Genomic DNA, 17626 nt, shown 5'->3' on the forward strand with positions numbered 1-17626 from the left:
GGAGGGGCGCAGGCACGGCTGCAGGCCGCCAGCTGAACGTCGACCCAGCGAGCACCTGCAACACAGCCTGCGCCCTTTCTGGCCACAACCCTCAGGGAAGGCCTGCCACGAGGGGGAGTAGACCCTCAGACCCGCTCGATGACGGTCGCGATCCCCATGCCGCCGCCGACGCACAGCGTCACGGCGCCGGTCTGGAGATCGCGCCGTTCCAGCTCGTCGAGCAGCGTGCCGAGCAGCATCGCACCGGTCGCGCCCAGCGGGTGGCCCAGCGCAATCGCGCCGCCGTTCACGTTGACGCGCTCCAGGTCCAGGCCGAGGTCGCGTGCCGTCTTCATCGGCACGGCGGCGAAGGCCTCGTTGATTTCCCACAGGTCGATGTCGGAGGCCTGCATGCCGGCCTGGCGCAGCGCCTTCTGGCAGGCCGGCGTGGTGCCGGTCAGCATGATGGTCGGCTCGGAGCCGACGACGGCGGCCGCGCGGATGCGGGCGCGCGGCCTCAAGCCCGCCGCGTCGCCGCCGGCCCTCGAGCCCACCAGCACCACGGCCGCGCCGTCGACGATGCCCGATGAATTGCCGGCATGGTGGCGGTGCTCGATGTTTGCGGCCTGTGGGTACTTCTTCAAGGCCAGGCCATCGAACTTCGCGCCCAACTTGATGAAGGACGGGTTCAGCGCGGCCAGGGTTTCGGCCRTCGTCTGCGGCCGGATGGTTTCGTCCTCGGCCAGCAGCAGCGCGCCGGCTTCGTCCAGCACCGGCACGAGTGCGCGCTGGAAGTGGCCCGCCGCGCGAGCCGCGGCGGCGCGCTGGTGGGAGCGTGCCGCATAGGCGTCAAGCTCCTCACGCGTGAAGCCCCCCAGCGTCGCGATCAGGTCGGCGCTGATGCCCTGGGGCACGAAGCCGACGGCGCCGACGACGCGCTCGTCCAGCATCCAGGCGCCACCGTCGCTGCCCATGGGCACGCGGCTCATGCTTTCCACGCCGCCGGCGACGACCAATTGCTCGAAGCCGCTCGCGACCTTGGCTGCGGCGAGGTTGACGCTTTCCAGACCGGAGGCGCAGAAGCGCGACTGCGTGACGCCCCCCACCGACTGCGCCCAGCCGGCATCCAGCACGGCGATGCGGGCGATGTCGCCGCCCTGCTCGGCGATAGGGGTCACGCAGCCGAGGATGACGTCGTCCACCAGGGCCGTGTCGAGCCGGTTGCGCTGCTGCAGGGCCTGCAGCACGCTGCGCACCAGCCAGATCGGCGTGGCCGCGTGCAGCGAGCCCTCGGGCTTGCCTTTGCCGCGCGGCGTACGGCAGTGGTCGTAGAGGTAGGCGTCGAACATGTCGGGCTCCAGCGGGTTTCGTCGTCACCGATTGTGATTCGTCACATCGACCATGCGGCGCTGCAGCCGACCGCCTACGCTGCGCGTCCTGCTTGGAGGAAGACGCCGATGCGCATGCTCTGGATGGTTCTGTTTGTCGCCCTGCAGCTGTGGGCGCTGCCCGCGAGGGCCGAGGGAGCTTGGGTGGGGAGCTGGCGTGCTGCCTCCCAGCCCGTCATGGGTGACCAGCCGCTGCGGCTGCAGCAGCAGACGCTCAGGCTCATCCTGCGCCCCACGCTGGCGGGGCGGGCGCTGCGCGTGCGGCTCAGCAACCGTTTCGGCACCGAGCCGGTGGAAGTCGCTGCGGCACAGCTGGCGCTGCACCGGGGCGAGGGGCGGTTGCGGCCGGACAGCCGGCGTGGCCTGCGCTTCAACGGGGCGGTGGGCGTGCGCCTTGCGGCCGGTGCCGAGGTCTGGAGCGACCCGCTGGACATGGACCTCGCGGCCGGCGAGGCTCTGGCCGTGGACCTCTACTTCGCCGGTGCCGTCGAGCTGAGCACCGTGCACACGCTGGCCCAGCAGACCAGCTATCTGCTGCCCGGCGACGCGCGCACCCGCGAAACGCCCGGCCCACGCATCGCCATGGGCAACTGGCCGCTGCTGACTGGGCTTGACGTGCAGCCGGTGGCGGCGGCGCAGGCCCTGCTGCTTTTCGGCGATTCGCAGGTCGACGGCGACGGCAGCACCGAGGACGCCGACCAGCGCCTGGGCGACCAGCTGGCGCGCCAGTTCAGGCGCGAGGCACGGGCCGTGGGCGTGCTCAACGAGGGACTGATCGGCAACCGGCTGTTGAGGGACGCGCCGCGCGATCGACGCAATCCGACCGGTGCCGCCTTCGGTCCCAGCGGCCTGGCGCGCGCGGTGGATGCAGCGGCCGGCGCCAGCGGCGCGCGCGTCGTGCTGCTCCACCTCGGCACCAACGATCTGGGCCTGCCCGGCACGCTGGCCGACCCCGCCGAAGCGGCCAATGCGGTCGCGCTGATACAGGGCCAGCGGCAACTGGCGGCGCGCATGCGCGAGCAGGGCCTGCGTGTCGTCGCGAGCACGCTGGCGCCTTTTGCCCGCACCACGCTGGCCAAGGGTTACCACACGCCGGCCAAGGAGAAGGTGCGCGTGGCGGTGAACGAATGGCTGCGCGCGCATGCGTCGGAGTTCGACGGCCTGCTGGACTTCGATCGCGTGCTGCGCGACCCCGCCCATCCCGACCGTCTGCGCCCGGCCTACGACAGCGGCGACCACCTGCACCCCAACGACGCCGGCTATGCGGCGCTGGCGCGGGCCTTTCCGCGCCGGGTGCTGGACCTCACATCGACCGCGAAGCCAGCTCTTTCATGATCTCGTTGGTGCCGCCGTAGATGCGCGTCACGCGCGCGTCGGCCCACAGTTCGGCTATCGGGCTCTCCAGCATGTAGCCATAGCCGCCGAAGAGCTGCAGGCAGGCGTCGGTGAGCTTGGAGGCCAGGTCGCTGCACCAGGCCTTGACGAGCGCCGCCCGGGCGGCGTCGAGCTCGCCTTTCAGATGGGCCGAGATGGCGGCGTCCACCAGCGCACGGGCTGCCAGCACATCGCTCTGGGCCTGGGCCAGCACGAAGCGGGTGTTCTGGAAATTCCAGATCGGCTGGCCGAAGGCTTCGCGCTGCTTGGCGTAGGCGACGGTGTCGTCCAGCGCCCTCTCCATCATCGCGACGGCCTGCACGGCGATGACGAGGCGCTCCTGCGGCAGTTCGCCCATCAGCTGGCCAAAGGCCAGGCCTTCGCGCTCGCCGAGCAGGTGGCTGGCCGGCACGCGCAGTTCGTCGAAGAAGAGTTCACTGGTGTCCTGGGCGTGCAGGCCGATCTTGTCCAGGCGCCGGCGCGTCAGGCCACGAGTGTCGGCGTCGATCTCGGCCACGATCAACGACAGGCCCTTGGCGCCCGGGGCGTCACCGGTGCGGCAGACGATGACGATCAGGTCGGCGTTCTGGCCGTTGGTGATGAAGGTCTTCTGGCCGCTGATGACGTAGTGGCCGCCCTCCAGGCGTGCGCGGGTGCGGATGGCCTGCAGGTCAGAGCCCGTGCCCGGCTCCGTCATCGCGATGGCACCGACGCGCTCGCCGGTAGCCAGCGCCGGCAGCCAGCGCGCCTTCTGTTCGTCGTTGCCATGGCGCAGCAGATAGGGCGCGACGATGGCCGAGTGCACGCTGCCACCAAAGCCGCCGAGATTGGCCCGCGCCGCCTCCATGACGATGACGGCCTCGTGGCCGAAGTCGCCGCCGCTGCCGCCGAACTGCTCAGGCATGGCCGCACACAGCAGGCCCTGGGCGCCGGCCTCGCGCCAGGTGTCGCGCTCCATCAGGCCGGCCGAGCGCCAGCCGGCCGCACGCGGCACCCAGCGCTCAGTGAAGAAGCGCGCGGCGCCGTCCCGCAGCAGGCGGTGTTCTTCGCGCATCCACGTCGAGGGGAAGAGGGGCAAGGGCATGTTGGGAGCTGTCTACATTTCTGGCGCACTGAATTCCAGCCACAGGCCCGGCTGGTCGAACGTCATCTCGGCCTGCGGCGCGGCGTCCAGCCAGAGCAGCGTGTGGCGGCCCAAGGCCGCGCTGCGGCCATCGGCACAAGACCAGTGGCCGGCCTGCAGCGCAAACAGGCCGCAGGACTGCTGGCGCGCACGCCAGGGGCGCCCAGGCCGCGCCGCGTGCATCGCCGCCTGCCCACCCTTGTTCATCAGGTTCAGGTCGCGCGTGGCCGCCTGCAGCAGGCGGCCGAACGGCGCCGTGGCGCCATCGAACCGCAGCGGCGGGTCGAGCGGCGTCAGCGTCACGGTCCGATGGGTGAATTCGAGCTGCATCCCCGGGCCGTCGACGAGGGCCAGCCAGCGCTCGACGCCGGGGTAGGGCGAGAACGGACCGTCCTGGTCAACGTCGGCCATTGAAACTCGCAGATGCCAGGCGTCCTCAGCCGGCAGTGCCAGCAGCGTGCGCGTGCTGCCGCCGCCGTTCTTCCAGGCGGTCGGTGCGATCGCGTCGGCGTCGATGAGGCGCATCGTTGCGGCCTAGATGCCGACCGCCTTCTCCAGGGTCGCGACCTCCTCCTCGACATAGGTCGCCAGCCGGCCCAGGTTGGGCAGCGCGTCGGTCGCGATCAGGCCGACATAGAGCGTGCCCGCATAGCTGAACAGCGTGATGTTGAGCAAATGGGTGGCTGGCAGCGTCGAGACGGGGTGCATCTCCAGCAGCGGCGCGCCCTTCAGGTAGAGGCGTTCGGCCGGGCCTGGCACGTTGGACACCAGCGTGTTGCCCATGGGCGTGACGACATCGGCCAGCTTGAGCATGCCGGCGATCTGGCCGAGCAGGCCGGTCAGGATGGTGTAGGTCTCGACCGCCTCGGGCGCGACGGCGTCGATCATGGCGCGCACATTGCGCAGCGAGTAGCCGACATTGCGCAGGCGCACATAGGCGTCGTCGGTGGGTGGCGACAGGTCGACCAGGATGATGCCGATCTTGTTGCCACCGCTCTTCTCGCCTTCGCGGCGCAGGTTGACCGGCATCTGGATGGTGATGGGCCGGTCCAGCTCGACGCCCTCGTCGGCGAGGTAGCGGTGCATGGCGCCGTCCAGGCAGGTCAGCGCGACATGGTTGAGCGTGGCGCGCGACACCTTGCGGATGGCGTCGATGCGGGCCATGGGCACGGCAGCCGTCGCGAACTGGCGGCCGGGCGTCGCGTTGCCGGTGAAGGGCGTGCCGCCGCTGGCCATGAAGGGCAGGGCGATGGCGTTCTTGGTCAGCTTGATGGCTTCCAGCGCCAGCATGGCGGTGAGGCGCCCGATGCCGACGGCGCGCTTGCTGTTGGCGGTGAGCTGCTTCCAGACCGTGCCGGCGACCGCCTGGTCCAGCCGCTTCTTGCCCTTGAGACCACCTCTGCCGCCGCTGCTGCGCGTGTGATCGAAGGACCAGACCGGCGTGACCGTGTCGTCGTCGGGCGTCGTGCGCAGCGACTCGACACCCCAGCGCGTCATCGTGATGCCGTCGGCCACGGCGTGGTGCATCTTGTAGTAGATGGCGAACTGCTTGTCCCACAGGCCGGCGATGACATGCACTTCCCACAGCGGCCGGCTGCGGTCCAGCACCGGCTCGTGCAGCTCGGACGTCAGCGCATAGAGGGCCTTGCGGTCATTGGCGCCGGCCTTCATCTTGTGGAAGAAGACGTGTTGCGCCAGGTCGACGCTCTCGGCCGTGCTCCAGCTCGGCATCAGCGTCGGCGACACGAAGTTGATGACCTGGTCGAACGGCGGCTGCACGTCGGTGTGGGTCAGGAACTCTTCGAAGAGCTGCTTGGCGAAGTTGGCGCCGCCGCCTTTCAACCCTTTGGGAATCTGGTGGATGTGCAGGCCCGCCACATGCTTGGGACTGGCCTCGCTCTCGGCGATGAAGAAGGCGAGGTCGAGCAGGGAGAGTCGGCTCATGATGTCTCTGGTCGTTCTGATGCGACCCAGCATAGGCGCGTCGCCGGACCGGTCAAGGCCGGGGAATCACGCGCTTGCGCCCCCGTCACCGCTGGACGACTTCCGCTTGCCGCTGCGGCGTTCCTTGTCGGCCAGGCGCGCGGCTTCCGCTGCGGCCGCCTTGCGCTCCTCTTCGTCGGCCGCCGCCTGGCGCCAGGCGGCCATCTCCGCGGGCGTCTCCAGCGTGATGCAACCGAGCGAGCCGCCGCGCAAGTCCATCAGCAGCGCCTCGGCGGCCTTGTGCATCTGCACGGCGCCGCCACGGATCTTGGCACCGCGTTTCACGCCGATGGCTTCCAGCACGGCTTCGTCCGTGCCCAGTTCCTGCAGGCCGAAACGCTCCTGCAGGCGCTCCGGGTAGCGCCGCTTGAGCGTGGCGATCAGCTCCAGCGCCACCTCTTCCTCGTCGAAGGCATTGCGACCGATCGCGCCGCTGGCGGCCAGGTGATAGCCGCTCTGCTCGATGGCGATGCGCGGCCACAGCATGCCGGGCGTGTCGAACAGGTAGAAGCCGTTTTCCAGCACGAACTTCTGCTCGAGCTTGGTGATGCCCGGTTCATCGCCCGTCTTGGCGGCGCGCTTGCCGACGAGGGTGTTGATCAGCGTGCTCTTGCCGACATTGGGAATGCCGCAGATCAGCACGCGCAAGGGCTTGTGCATGTCGCCGCGCAAGGGGGCGAGTTCGCGGCAGGCCTTGATGAGGGCACGGGCCGGCGCCTTGTCGCCCGCATCCAGCGCGATGGCGCGGGTGTGAGGCTGGGCGTTGTAGAAGTCCAGCCAGGCGGCGGTCTGGACGGGGTCGGCCAGGTCCTGCTTGTTGAGCACCTTCAGCGACGGCCGGCCCGTCGTCAGCGCGGCCAGCAGCGGGTTGCTGCTGGAGCCCGGCAGGCGTGCGTCGAGCAGTTCGATGACCACGTCCAGCCCCGCCTTGACGCGATCCTTGATCGCCTGACGGGTGGAGTTCATATGGCCGGGGAACCAGTTGATGGGCATGCGCTGGGAGGTGGAAATACGACGGAGGGCGGATTGTCGGCGGCTTACATCCGGTTTCGGGCTGCCCCGCGCCATCCCCCAAGATCTGGGGGTAGTCGTTGAGGTAAGTATGAGATTCCAAGGAGTACTGAGCGCGTGGAACCAGGATGCTGGTTATGGCGCCATCCGACCGGTCGGCGGGGGGGAAGAAGTGTTTGTCGGCCTTGCGGCATTTCCGACCGATGGCGAAGGTCCGCGGCCGGACGAGCCGCTGAGCTTTGAAATTGTGACGGGGCGTGACGGCCGCAAGCAGGCGGTGAACCTCAGGCGCCTGTCACACAGCCATCTCTCCCCGGCCTTGCGCGAATCTGCCGGCGGCACGCGCATCCGCGCGCGCCAGGCCCAAAAGAAACGGCGCCTGACCTTGCTGGTCACGGGCGCCGTCGTCACAGTGATGCTGGTGCTGGGCGGGATGCACTGGTTGAAGCCCGGGGAGCGGGCGAGCGAAGTGCCCGCGCTGAAGCGCTGATTCGGTCGCTACTCCTGCCCGCGGCCTGCATGCCGCGGTCCTTGTTCAGTCTTCGTTCTTGAAGACGAGCTTGACTTCGTGGGTGCCTTTTTCGCCCGGCTCGAACTTCCACTCCATCAGGGCTGCCTTCACGGCGCGGTCGAAGACGCGCTTGGGCTCGGCCTCGACGATTTCGACCTCGCTGACCTTGCCGTCGGCTTCGATGGTCATCTTGGCCTTGACGGAGCCGGTCGAGATGCCCTTCTTGGAGGCTTCGGCCGGAAACTCCGGCGGCACTTTCTTGACGACCTTGGGCGCGGCTTGCGCGGCCAGGGCCAGCATCAGGCTGGCGGCGAGGACGGTGGCGGAACGCAGGAATGACATGGCGGGCCTCGGGCGATGGATGATGGGATTCAAGCGGCCCGGAAGAAGCCGACGGCTTCGATCAGGCGGGTCGAGCTGTCGCGCAGCGCGTCGGCCGAGCGGCTGAGGTCGCCGACCAGGCTGGTGTTCTGCTGCGTGGCCTTGTCGAGTTCGTTCATTGCGCCGTTGACGACGCCGACACCCGTGGCCTGCTCCTGGGCCGAATGCGAGATTTCCTCGATCAGCTGGCCCATGTTGTTGACTTCGTCGACGACGCTGCGGATGGTGACGCCGGCGTTGTTGACCAGCGTGGTGCCGTTCTCGACCTTGACGGTCGATTCCTGGATCAGCACCTTGATTTCCTTGGCGGCGCCGGCCGAGCGCTGAGCCAGCGCCCGCACTTCGGCAGCCACGACGGCGAAGCCGCGGCCATGCTCGCCGGCACGGGCGGCTTCCACGGCGGCATTCAGCGCCAGGATGTTGGTCTGGAAGGCGATGCCGTCGATGACGCCGATGATGTCGCCGATCTTCTTGGAGCTGGCACTGATCTCTTCCATGGTCTCGACGACCTTGGAGACGACGGCGCCACCGTTGCTGGCGGCCTGGCGGGCCGTCACGGCGATGCCGGCGGCGCGGCGGGTCAGGTCGCTGGCACCCTTCAGCGTGGAGGCGATCTCCTCCACCGACGCGGCGGTGTTCTGCAGGCTGGCGGCGGAGCGCGTGGTGCGCTCGGCCAGGTTGGAGTTGCTGTCGGCGATGGAGCCGGAGTTCTGGGCGACTTCACTGGCGGCCGTGGACACGTCGCGCACGACACCCGACAGGGCTTGCTGCATGTCCTTCATGGCCTGCAGCATCTGGCTCAGTTCGTCACGGCCTTCGACGCGGATGTCTTGCGTCAGGTCACCGGCGGCGATGGCCTCGGCGGCCAGTTGGGCCTTGCGGGCCGGGGCGACGATGGAGCTGGTGATGACGAGGCCGCCACCGATGCCGATGACGACGGCCACGACCAGCAGGATGATGGTCACCCAGACGGAGAAGCGGGCCAGTTCGACACCGGACGTGGCCAGGGCCTTGCCGCTTTCGAACTGCATGTCGACCAGCTTCTTCAGGCCTTCCTGCAGGGCCGCCTGGGCGGGGCGCAGGTCGGTGATCAGGCTTTCACGGGCCTCGTCGGGCGTGCCATCGGCCTGGATCTTCTGGAACTTCTCGAGCGCGGCCAGGAACTTGGCCTTGTGACCGCGCACCTCGGCGATGGCTGCCTTTTCGCCGTCACCCGACTGGGCGTCTTCCAGGCTCTTGAGCTGCTTCTCGCCCTCGTCCAGCGCGTCGGCAATGGCCTTCTTCTGCTTCTTGATGGCACCGGCGGTGTCCAGCAGCAGCAGATCGCGCACGGCGCGGGAAATGATGTTGACCTGGCTTTCCAGACCGTTGGCTGCGCCGATCTTGAAGAGGCTGGAGTTGGCGGTGCGGTCCAGATCCTTGGCCAGGCCGTTCGCATTCTTCGCGCCGTAAATGCCGATGCCCACCAGCAGCAGGATGAGCAGGCCAAAGCTCAAGGCCAATCGATGGCCAATGCGCAATTGCGTCAGGAAGTTCATGCTGTTCAGGTCCTTGTCCGGTGTTCGGGTATCGGCGGCGGGGCTGCCGCTCTTGAATTCAACGACGACTGTAGGCCTGTCGGCCTTGTTTTTGCGGCCATACCCGGGGGCCGGCGCGCAGTGTGTCGCGACCTGTGACCATTTGCTTCATGCCTGCAGCAGGCTTGCGTGAAGTCGTTCACGTCGGCTCCCCGCGCTCCCGGGGTTGCGCTGTCAATGCCGCGCCGCGGCAGCTCGCAACCTGAGGACCTCGACGGTGGCTATCTCTCCCGCATGGTGGCCGAAGGACTGGCGCAGATGGCTGGCCAGGGCGGCCAGATCCTCGGCGCTCAGCACGCCCGCGAAGGGCGGCATGCCATAGGGGCGCGGGTGGCCGGGCGTGGCCGGCGCGAAGCCGCCGCGCTCGATGACACGGATCAGGTTGGCGGCGCTGGCCTGGGTGACGACGCGGCTGCCGGCCAGCGCCGGATACGCCAGTGCGCCGCTTTCGTCGCGCCGGCCCTGGCCCTGCTCGCCATGGCAGGCGGCGCAATGCTCGCGGTAGAGGCCGGCACCGCGCTCGACGCGGCGTGGGTTGGGCTCGGCCGGCTCGGCGCGGGCGACGGCCTGCTCGGGCAAGGCGCGCAGATAGCTGCTCATCGCGGCGAGGTCGGCATCGTTCAGCGCCGCCGTGCTGCCGAGGACGACCTCGGCCATGGGGCCGAGCGCGGCGTGGCCGTCGACATGGCCGTCGCGCAGCCAGCGCTGCAGTGTTGCCTGCGGCCAGCGCTGCACGCCCGCCTCGGCCGGGTCATGCAGCGATGGCGCCACCCAGCCCAGGCCCGACAGCAGGCCGCCGCGGAAATCGGCCGCGCCCTGGTCGCCTCCCAGCGCATTGCGGCCGGCGTGGCAGGCGCTGCAATGGGCCAGCCCCTGGCTCAGGTAGGCGCCGCGGTTCCAGGCGGCGTCGCGGGTCGGGTCGGCCTGGTAGGCGCCAGGCGTGAAATACAGCGCCCGCCAGGCCGCCATAGCCAGCTGGCTGCCGAAAGGCCAGCGCAGCTCGTGTTCGCGCCGCGGTGCCACCACGGGCGCCTGGGCCTGCAGCCAGGCATGCAGGGCGTCCGCATCCTCGCGTGTGACCAGCGTCGTGTTGACGATGGGGTGGGCCGGTACCAGCAGACGGCCATCGCGGCTCTGTCCCAGGTGGAGGGCGTGCCAGAAGTCGTCGGCGCTCCAGCCTCCCAGGCCGGTGGCATCGGACGTCAGATTGGATGAGAAGACGGTGCCGAAGGGCGTCGGGATGGCGCGGCCGCCGGCCAGGCGTTCGCCGCCGCGGGCCGTGTGGCAGCCGGCGCAGTTGCCGACGGCGGCCAGGTAGGCGCCACGCTCCAGCGCGATGGGCACCGTCGAGGGCGGCGTCGCATCCGCCATGCCGCGCTGCCAGGCGAGCAGGCCCCAGCCGGCGCTCGCGACCAGGACGGCCAGCACGACCAGGACGGACAACAGGCGCTTCATGGCTGCAGGCCGCCGCAGCGCAGCGATGCCGGCGCCGCCAGCGCGGCCGCCGGATGCGGGTTGGCGGGCAGCACCTGGCCCGCCAGGAATTGCGTGATGGCGTTGATCTCGGCTTCGGTCAGCGTCTTGGCGATCTGCGCCATGCAGTCGGGCGCTTTGGCGCGGCGCTGGCCGCTGCGCCAGGCGCCGAGCTGGCCATTCAGATAGTCGCGCGACAGGCCGAGCAGGCCCGGCACGGCGGGCTGGCTGCCCGTCAGGCGCTCGCCGTGGCAGGCGGCGCAGGCGGGCAGCTTGCGCGAGGCATCCCCGTTGCGGATCAGCGCTTCGGCGCGCGCCAGTTCGGGTGCCGGCAGGCTGGGCTTCTGCGGCGGCGGGTAGGGCAGGTCCAGCGACGCGAAATGGCCGGCGAGTTCCTTCAGATAAGCATCCGACAGCGGCGCGATGAGCTCGCTCATCAGGCCATAGTCGCGCCGGCCATCGCGGAAGTTCAGCAACTGGTTGTAGAGGTAGCCCGCCGGCTTGCCGGCCAGGCGTGGGTAGTAGCCATCGGGCGCCGCGCGGCCCTCCTTGCCGTGGCAGCCCGTGCAGGCCATGGCGCGCTGCGCCAGGTCGTTGGGCACGGCATCAACGGCACCGGCTGGCAGGCAACAGGCGAGGAGGAGAAGCCACAGGGAGCGGAGCAGGGGCGACATCGGCCGTCATCTTGCCCGGCTTGGCGACCCGGCGTAAGGAGCAGATCAGGGCTGCGGAGACCGTATCAGTTCGCCCAGGCGCGCCACGGCGGCCGCCAGCGCCGGTGTCCAGGGCTGGCCACTGTTCAGGCGCAGGCTGGTCCTGAAGCCACCATGGGCCGAGAACAGCGGCCCCGGAGCCAGGCTGATGCCTTCCCCCAATGCGGCGCGCTGCAGGGCCAGTGTGTCATGACCGGCAGGTAGATCGACCCAGATGAAATAGCCGCCCTCGGGACGGGTCAGCCGCGTGCCCGGCGGGAAATGCGCGCGGACCGCTGCGCTCAGCGCCTGCTGCTGGGCGGCCAGCGCCCGCCGCAGCGCGCGCAGATGGCGGTCGTAGTCGCCGCCTTCCAGGTAATGGGCGACGGCGGCCTGGGCCGGCCAGGAGCCCGACAGGCTCTGGCTGAGCTTGGCCCGGCGCAGCGCCGGCGCGAAGCGGCCCGCCGCCACCCAGCCGACGCGGTAGCCCGGCGCCAGCGTCTTGGAGAAGGAGCCGCAGTGCAGCACCTCGCCGCGCGTCGAAAAGGCCTTGGCGGGCGGCGGCGGGCTGCCCTGGTGCTGCAGCTCGGCGTAGACGTCGTCCTCGATCAGCGGGATGCCATGCTGCTCGAGCAGCGCGACGAGGGCGCGCTTTTTGTCGGGTGGCATCAGGCTGCCCAGCGGGTTCTGGAAGCTCGTCATCAGCCAGCAGGCCGTGGGCCGGTGGCGTTCAATGAGGGCGGCCATGCGGTCCAGGTCGGCGCCCTCGGCCGCGTCGGCGGGCACTTCGACGGCGCGCAGGCCGAGGCGTTCCAGCGCCTGCAGCGCCGCGTAGAAGCACGGCGACTCGATCAGCACCGCGTCGCCGGGCCGGGTCAGCAGCTGCAGCGACAGATTGAGGCCTTCGAGGGCGCCGTCGGTCAGCACGATCTCATCGGGCGCGATGCTCAGGCCCTGGCGCAGATAGCGCAGCGCGATCTGGCGGCGCAGGCCTGCGTGGCCGCTGGGCAGTTGCTGGGTCAGCTCGGCTGGTGTGAGGCTGCGGCTGCCGGCCGCCAGCGCGCGGCGCAGCGCGTCCAGCGGGAACAGCGTGGGGCTGATGAAGGCCGAGCCGAGCGGCGCGTGGATCTCATGCCCGCCGGTGCCGAGCAGCTGGAAGACCAACTCGCTGACGGCCACCGGCTGGGCCCCGTCCGCTGCGGGCCGCGCAGCCGGCACCATGGTGGGGGCGACGAAATAGCCGGAGCGCTCCGCCGCGCGCACCAGGCCCAGCGCTTCGAGGCGGTGATAGGCCTGGAAGACGGTGGCCGCGCTGCAGTGGTGGCTGGCCTGGGTCTGGCGCACCGAGGGCAGGCGGTCGCCCGGGCGCAGCGCGCCGCCGTGGATCAGTCGGGCCAGCTCGTCGGCCAGCCGGCGGTAGCGTGGCGCCTCGCCGTTCACCGCGCGCCGAAGATGGCGCTGCCGACGCGCACCATCGTCGAGCCGGCCCGGATGGCGTCCTCCAGGTCGGCGCTCATGCCCAGGGACAGGATGTCCAGCGCCAGGCCCTCGGCCTTCAGCGCGCCGAACAGGGCGGCCATGGCCTGGTGCTGCGCCAGCGCGCTGGGGCCGGGCTCGGGTATGGCCATCAGGCCGCGCAGCTTCAGCCGGGGCAGGGCGGCGACCTGGGCGGCCAGCGCCGGGACGTCGGCGGGCACGAGGCCGCTCTTGCTCGCCTCTTCGCTGATATTGACCTGCAGGCAGACATTGAGCGGCGCCAGGTGGGCGGGGCGCTGCTCGGCCAGCCGCTCGGCGATCTTGAGCCTGTCCACGCTGTGCACCCAGTCGAAGTGTTCGGCGACGGGCTTGGTCTTGTTGGACTGCAGCGGGCCGATCAGATGCCATTCGATCTGGTCGCGCAGATCGGCCAGTTCGCCGATCTTGGCCAGGCCTTCCTGCACATAGTTCTCGCCGAAGGCGCGGGCACCGGCCGCGAAGGCCTCGCGCACCGCCGAAGCGGGAAAAGTCTTGCTGACGACGAGCAGACGTACCGCCTGGGGGGGGCGGCCGGCTGAGACACATGCCGCAGCGATGCGATTTTTGGTGGCTTGGAGGGAGTCGGAGATCGCCATAATGGTCCGAGCACTTCAGGGTCTGTTTACACAACGGGGATCGGATGCGTTGCCACTCAAAAGCCCGCGAGCAAGGCGCGAAGTCGAAGTTGGGGTTATCCCCAGCGAGGCTTCGCAACGCCGCGCGCGGGTTTTTGAGTGACAACCCTTCGGGAGAGGGTCTGCGCGGGCGCATAGCGTCGTTGCACGCCTTGCCCGGGCAACCAGCCCGGGCTTCGGCGCGACGCCTAGCCCTGCGCCCGCGCAGACCCTCTCGCACCGATTCCCGTCGTGTAAACAGGCCCTAGCCCCATGGACATCACTCAGCTGCTGGCATTCTCGGTCAAGAACAAGGCATCCGACCTGCACCTCTCGGCCGGCTTGCCACCGATGATCCGGGTGCACGGCGACGTGCGCCGCATCAATGTCGAGGCCCTGGACCACCGCGCGGTCCATGACATGGTCTACGACATCATGAACGACTCCCAGCGCAAGATGTACGAGGAGACGCTGGAAGTCGACTTCTCCTTCGAGATCCAGGGCCTGGCGCGTTTTCGCGTCAACGCCTTCAACCAGAACCGCGGCGCGGGCGCCGTGTTCCGGACGATTCCGAGCAAGATCCTCAGCCTGGAGCAGCTCAATGCGCCCAAGGTCTTCGCCGAACTGGCGCTGCGCCCGCGCGGCCTGGTGCTGGTGACCGGCCCGACCGGCTCCGGCAAGAGCACGACGCTGGCCGGCATGGTCAACCACCTCAACGAGAACGAGTACGGCCACATCCTCACCATCGAGGACCCGATCGAGTTCGTGCACGAATCCAAGAAGAGCCTGATTAACCAGCGTGAGGTCGGCCCGCACACCCACTCGTTCAGCAACGCGTTGCGCTCGGCGCTGCGTGAAGACCCGGACTGCGTGCTGGTCGGCGAAATGCGCGACCTGGAAACCATCCGCCTGGCACTGACCGCCGCTGAAACGGGTCACCTGGTGTTCGGCACCCTGCACACCTCGTCGGCCGCCAAGACGGTGGACCGCATCGTCGACGTCTTCCCCGCCGCCGAGAAGGAAATGGTGCGGGCGATGGTGTCGGAGTCGCTGCAGGCCGTCATCTCGCAGAGCCTGTGCAAGCTGAAGGACGGCACCGGCCGCGTCGCGGCCCACGAGATCATGCTGGGCACCTCGGCCATCCGCAACCTGATCCGCGAGAACAAGGTGGCGCAGATGTACTCGTCCATCCAGACGGGCAATTCGCAGGGCATGCAGACGCTGGACCAGAACCTCACCGACCTGGTCCGCCGCAACATCATTTCTCCCGCTGAGGCGCGGGCCAAGGCGAAGTTCCCAGAGAACTTCCCGGGCTGATCGCACAAGGACATCGACCATGGAACGCGATCAGGCATCCAAATTCATCAACGACCTGCTGCGGCTGATGCTGTCGCGCAAGGGCTCCGACCTCTTCCTGACCGCGGAGTTCCCGCCGGCCATCAAGGTGGACGGCAAGATGACCAAGGTGTCGCCCCAGCCCCTGACCGGTCAGCACACGCTGCAGCTGGCACGGGCCATCATGAACGACAAGCAGGCGGCCGAATTCGAGCGCACCAAGGAGTGCAATTTCGCGATCTCGCCCCACGGCGTCGGGCGCTTCCGCGTCAACGCCTTCATCCAGCAAAGCCAGGTGGGCCTGGTGCTGCGGACGATTCCCTCGACGCTGCCGACCATCGAATCGCTGGACCTGCCCGTCGTGCTGCGCGAGGTGGTGCAGCACAAGCGCGGCCTGGTCATCGTCGTGGGCGCCACGGGCTCGGGCAAGAGCACGTCGCTGGCCGCCATGATCGATGAGCGCAACGAGACGACCTATGGCCACATCGTGACCATCGAGGACCCGATCGAATTCGTGCATCCGCACAAGAACTGCATCGTCACCCAGCGCGAACTGGGCCTGGACACGGACAGCTGGGAAGCCGCGCTGAAGAACTCGCTGCGCCAGGCGCCCGACGTCATCCTGATGGGTGAGCTGCGCGACCGCGAGACCATGGAGCATGCGGTCGCCTTCGCCGAGACCGGCCACCTGTGCATGGCCACCCTGCACGCCAACAGCGCCAACCAGGCACTGGACCGCATCATCAACTTCTTCCCCGAAGACCGCCGCCAGCAGCTGCTGATGGACCTGTCGCTGAATCTGCGCGCGTTGGTCTCCCAGCGCCTGCTGCCGCGCCGCGAGGGCAAGGGCCGGGTCGCCGCCGTCGAGATCCTGCTGAACTCGCCGCTGATCTCCGACCTCATCTTCAAGGGCGAGATCAGCGAGATCAAGGAGCTGATGAAGCGCTCCCGCGAGCAGGGCATGCAGACCTTCGACCAGTCGCTGTTCGACCTCTACGAGGCCGGCAAGGTCACCTACGAGGACGCGCTGCGCAATGCCGACTCGGTCAACGACCTGCGCCTGCAGATCAAGCTCAACAGCGAGCGTGCCCGTGCGGGCGACCTGTCCAGCGGTACCGAACACCTGACGATTCTCTGATCCCCATGAGCACCCGCAGCTACGACCCGATTCCCGCCCGCCGCGTCGCCTTCCTGGGCCTGGGCGTCATGGGCCATCCCATGGCCGGCCATCTGGCGCGAGCCGGTCATCAGGTCACCGTCTACAACCGCACGGCGGCCAAGGCCCAGGCCTGGACGCAGGAATATGGCGGTGCCTTCGCCGCCACGCCGGCCGAAGCCGTGAAGGGCGCGGAGTTCGTGTTCTGCTGCGTCGGCAACGACGATGACCTGCGCTCCGTCGTGCTGGGCGATGCCGGCGCCCTGGCCGGCATGACCTCGGGCAGCGTCTTCGTGGACCACACCACCGCCTCGGCCGCCGTCGCCCGCCAGCTGCATGCCGCCGCCGCCGCGCGAGGCGTTGCCTTCATCGATGCGCCGGTCTCCGGCGGCCAGGCTGGTGCCGTCAACGGCGCGCTGACGGTGATGTGCGGCGGCGATGCGGCGCCCTTCGAAACCGCGAAACCCATCGCCCTGGCCTTTGCCAAGGCCGTGACCCTGCTGGGCGGCCCAGGCTCGGGTCAGCTGGCCAAGATGGTCAACCAGATCTGCATCGCCGGCGTCGTGCAGGGCCTGTCCGAGGCCGTGCGCTTCGGCCAGAACGCGGGCCTGGACATGGCCCAGGTGCTGGACGTCATCGGCAAGGGCGCCGCCCAGAGCTGGCAGATGGACAACCGTGGCAAGACCATGGTCGAAGGCAAGTTCGACTTCGGCTTCGCAGTCGACTGGATGCGCAAGGACCTGGGCCTGGTGCTGGACGAAGCGCGCCGCAACGGCTCACGCCTGCCAGTGACCGCGCTGGTGGACCAGTTCTATGCGGACGTGCAGGCCCAGGGTGGGAACCGCTGGGACACGTCCTCGCTGATCAAGCGCCTCTGAGCCTGACGGCTTACGATTTCTTCGGGGTCAGTCGCGCGAGCTCTTCTTCGCTGATGATCTCGAACACCCGCACGACCTTGCGGACGCCGCTGACGCCGCGCGCGATGTCGGTGGCGCGATTGGCTTCGCGTTCGGTGACGCGGCCCAGCAGGAAGACCTCGCCGCGTTCGACGACGACGTAGAAGGCATTGCTCAGCAGGTCGGGGGCATCGATGAGCGAGGCCTTGACCTTGCTCTTCAAGAGGACATCGTTGGAGCGGCCGTTCAGCGCGCTGTGCATGGTGACGGCGGTCTCATTGACCACGCGGGTGACGCTCTCGACGCCGGCGACGATGCGCTCCAGCTGGGCCTGGTCGGCCTCGGTGCGGGCCTCGCCGGTGATCAGCGCGACGCGGTTGTAGCTGTTGATGTTGACGTGGACCTTGTCACCGAGCTGATCGCGGATGCGGGAACCGGCCTTGTACTCGATGGTCTCGTCCTCGAGCTGGGTGGCCGAGGTGCGGCGGTCGGTGGCGACGCTGACGCCACCCACCATCGCGCCGCCGATCAGCAGCGGTGCGCAACCGGTGGCGAGCGTGCTGGCGAGGATGGCGGCGGTCAGGGTGAGGCTGAGTTTTTTCATCGGGCTTCCATCGA

The 17626-nt window shown here is 69.1% G+C and carries 17 protein-coding genes; 5 read left to right on the forward strand and 12 right to left on the reverse strand.

What is annotated here, in order from left to right:
• Nucleotides 1–125 precede the first annotated feature (125 nt).
• On the reverse strand, nucleotides 126–1328 hold the full coding sequence (locus tag AC1D2H_RS21285; RefSeq protein ID WP_478012361.1) for an acetyl-CoA C-acetyltransferase: 1203 nt from the start codon (nucleotides 1326–1328) through the stop codon (nucleotides 126–128).
• A 108-nt stretch (nucleotides 1329–1436) separates the two neighbouring features.
• Between AC1D2H_RS21285 and AC1D2H_RS21290 the strand changes: the two genes are divergently transcribed.
• Nucleotides 1437–2702 carry a GDSL-type esterase/lipase family protein gene (locus tag AC1D2H_RS21290; protein ID WP_478012362.1) on the forward strand — a complete coding sequence of 422 codons (1266 nt, stop codon included), beginning with the start codon at nucleotides 1437–1439 and terminating at the stop codon, nucleotides 2700–2702.
• Here the strand turns inward: AC1D2H_RS21290 and AC1D2H_RS21295 are convergent.
• The 4 genes from AC1D2H_RS21295 to ylqF form a co-directional block, all read right to left on the reverse strand.
• Nucleotides 2671–3825: an acyl-CoA dehydrogenase family protein gene (locus AC1D2H_RS21295; protein ID WP_478012363.1), complete on the reverse strand. Its 1155-nt coding sequence runs from the start codon at nucleotides 3823–3825 to the stop codon at nucleotides 2671–2673. The genes AC1D2H_RS21290 and AC1D2H_RS21295 overlap by 32 nt on opposite strands.
• Nucleotides 3826–3837: 12 nt before the next feature.
• On the reverse strand, nucleotides 3838–4389 hold the full coding sequence (locus AC1D2H_RS21300; RefSeq protein WP_478012364.1) for a HutD/Ves family protein: 552 nt from the start codon (nucleotides 4387–4389) through the stop codon (nucleotides 3838–3840).
• 9 nt (nucleotides 4390–4398) lie between these two features.
• Nucleotides 4399–5808 carry a wax ester/triacylglycerol synthase domain-containing protein gene (locus tag AC1D2H_RS21305; RefSeq protein ID WP_478012365.1) on the reverse strand — a complete coding sequence of 470 codons (1410 nt, stop codon included), beginning with the start codon at nucleotides 5806–5808 and terminating at the stop codon, nucleotides 4399–4401.
• Nucleotides 5809–5874: 66 nt separating this feature from the next.
• Entirely contained in the window at nucleotides 5875–6840 is a 966-nt protein-coding gene (gene ylqF / locus AC1D2H_RS21310; RefSeq protein ID WP_478012366.1) for a ribosome biogenesis GTPase YlqF, read from the reverse strand.
• A 109-nt stretch (nucleotides 6841–6949) separates the two neighbouring features.
• On the opposite strand from ylqF, the gene AC1D2H_RS21315 reads away from it, so the two are divergent.
• On the forward strand, nucleotides 6950–7348 hold the full coding sequence (locus tag AC1D2H_RS21315; RefSeq protein ID WP_477933659.1) for a cold-shock protein: 399 nt from the start codon (nucleotides 6950–6952) through the stop codon (nucleotides 7346–7348).
• Nucleotides 7349–7393: 45 nt separating this feature from the next.
• Here AC1D2H_RS21315 and AC1D2H_RS21320 read toward each other — a convergent pair whose 3' ends face one another.
• The 6 genes from AC1D2H_RS21320 to AC1D2H_RS21345 all read right to left on the reverse strand — a co-directional run bounded on the left by AC1D2H_RS21320 (nucleotide 7394) and on the right by AC1D2H_RS21345 (nucleotide 13603).
• The gene (locus tag AC1D2H_RS21320; protein ID WP_478012367.1) at nucleotides 7394–7711 is read right to left on the reverse strand and encodes an energy transducer TonB; all 318 of its coding nucleotides are present in this window, start codon (nucleotides 7709–7711) and stop codon (nucleotides 7394–7396) included.
• A gap of 29 nt (nucleotides 7712–7740) precedes the next feature.
• Complete coding sequence (locus AC1D2H_RS21325) at nucleotides 7741–9288, reverse strand: methyl-accepting chemotaxis protein (RefSeq protein ID WP_477933655.1); 1548 nt, start codon at nucleotides 9286–9288, stop codon at nucleotides 7741–7743.
• A 213-nt stretch (nucleotides 9289–9501) separates the two neighbouring features.
• Nucleotides 9502–10782: a c-type cytochrome gene (locus AC1D2H_RS21330; protein WP_478012368.1), complete on the reverse strand. Its 1281-nt coding sequence runs from the start codon at nucleotides 10780–10782 to the stop codon at nucleotides 9502–9504.
• Nucleotides 10779–11474 (reverse strand): c-type cytochrome, encoded by a 696-nt coding sequence (locus tag AC1D2H_RS21335; RefSeq protein ID WP_478012369.1) that lies wholly within the window; start codon nucleotides 11472–11474, stop codon nucleotides 10779–10781. The genes AC1D2H_RS21330 and AC1D2H_RS21335 overlap by 4 nt, the downstream gene beginning before the upstream one ends.
• A gap of 45 nt (nucleotides 11475–11519) precedes the next feature.
• Nucleotides 11520–12932 (reverse strand): aminotransferase-like domain-containing protein, encoded by a 1413-nt coding sequence (locus AC1D2H_RS21340; RefSeq protein WP_477933649.1) that lies wholly within the window; start codon nucleotides 12930–12932, stop codon nucleotides 11520–11522.
• Nucleotides 12929–13603 carry a YggS family pyridoxal phosphate-dependent enzyme gene (locus AC1D2H_RS21345; RefSeq protein WP_478012370.1) on the reverse strand — a complete coding sequence of 225 codons (675 nt, stop codon included), beginning with the start codon at nucleotides 13601–13603 and terminating at the stop codon, nucleotides 12929–12931. Before AC1D2H_RS21345 ends, AC1D2H_RS21340 begins: the two co-directional genes overlap by 4 nt.
• Before the next feature lie 291 nt (nucleotides 13604–13894).
• Between AC1D2H_RS21345 and AC1D2H_RS21350 the strand changes: the two genes are divergently transcribed.
• Genes AC1D2H_RS21350 through AC1D2H_RS21360 form a run of 3 tightly spaced genes read left to right on the forward strand, consistent with a single transcriptional unit; the run spans nucleotide 13895 to nucleotide 16990 of the window.
• Complete coding sequence (locus tag AC1D2H_RS21350; RefSeq protein ID WP_477933645.1) at nucleotides 13895–14938, forward strand: type IV pilus twitching motility protein PilT; 1044 nt, start codon at nucleotides 13895–13897, stop codon at nucleotides 14936–14938.
• Between the two features lie 19 nt (nucleotides 14939–14957).
• Entirely contained in the window at nucleotides 14958–16094 is a 1137-nt protein-coding gene (locus tag AC1D2H_RS21355) for a PilT/PilU family type 4a pilus ATPase (protein ID WP_477933643.1), read from the forward strand.
• Between the two features lie 5 nt (nucleotides 16095–16099).
• Nucleotides 16100–16990, forward strand: a complete 891-nt coding sequence (locus AC1D2H_RS21360) for an NAD(P)-dependent oxidoreductase (protein ID WP_477933641.1) — start codon at nucleotides 16100–16102, stop codon at nucleotides 16988–16990.
• 10 nt (nucleotides 16991–17000) lie between these two features.
• Here AC1D2H_RS21360 and AC1D2H_RS21365 read toward each other — a convergent pair whose 3' ends face one another.
• A complete protein-coding gene (locus tag AC1D2H_RS21365; RefSeq protein WP_477933639.1) occupies nucleotides 17001–17612 on the reverse strand; it encodes a BON domain-containing protein in 612 nt (203 codons plus the stop codon).
• Nucleotides 17613–17626 lie beyond the last annotated feature (14 nt).

This window comes from Roseateles sp. P1_C1_2, assembly GCF_056406535.1.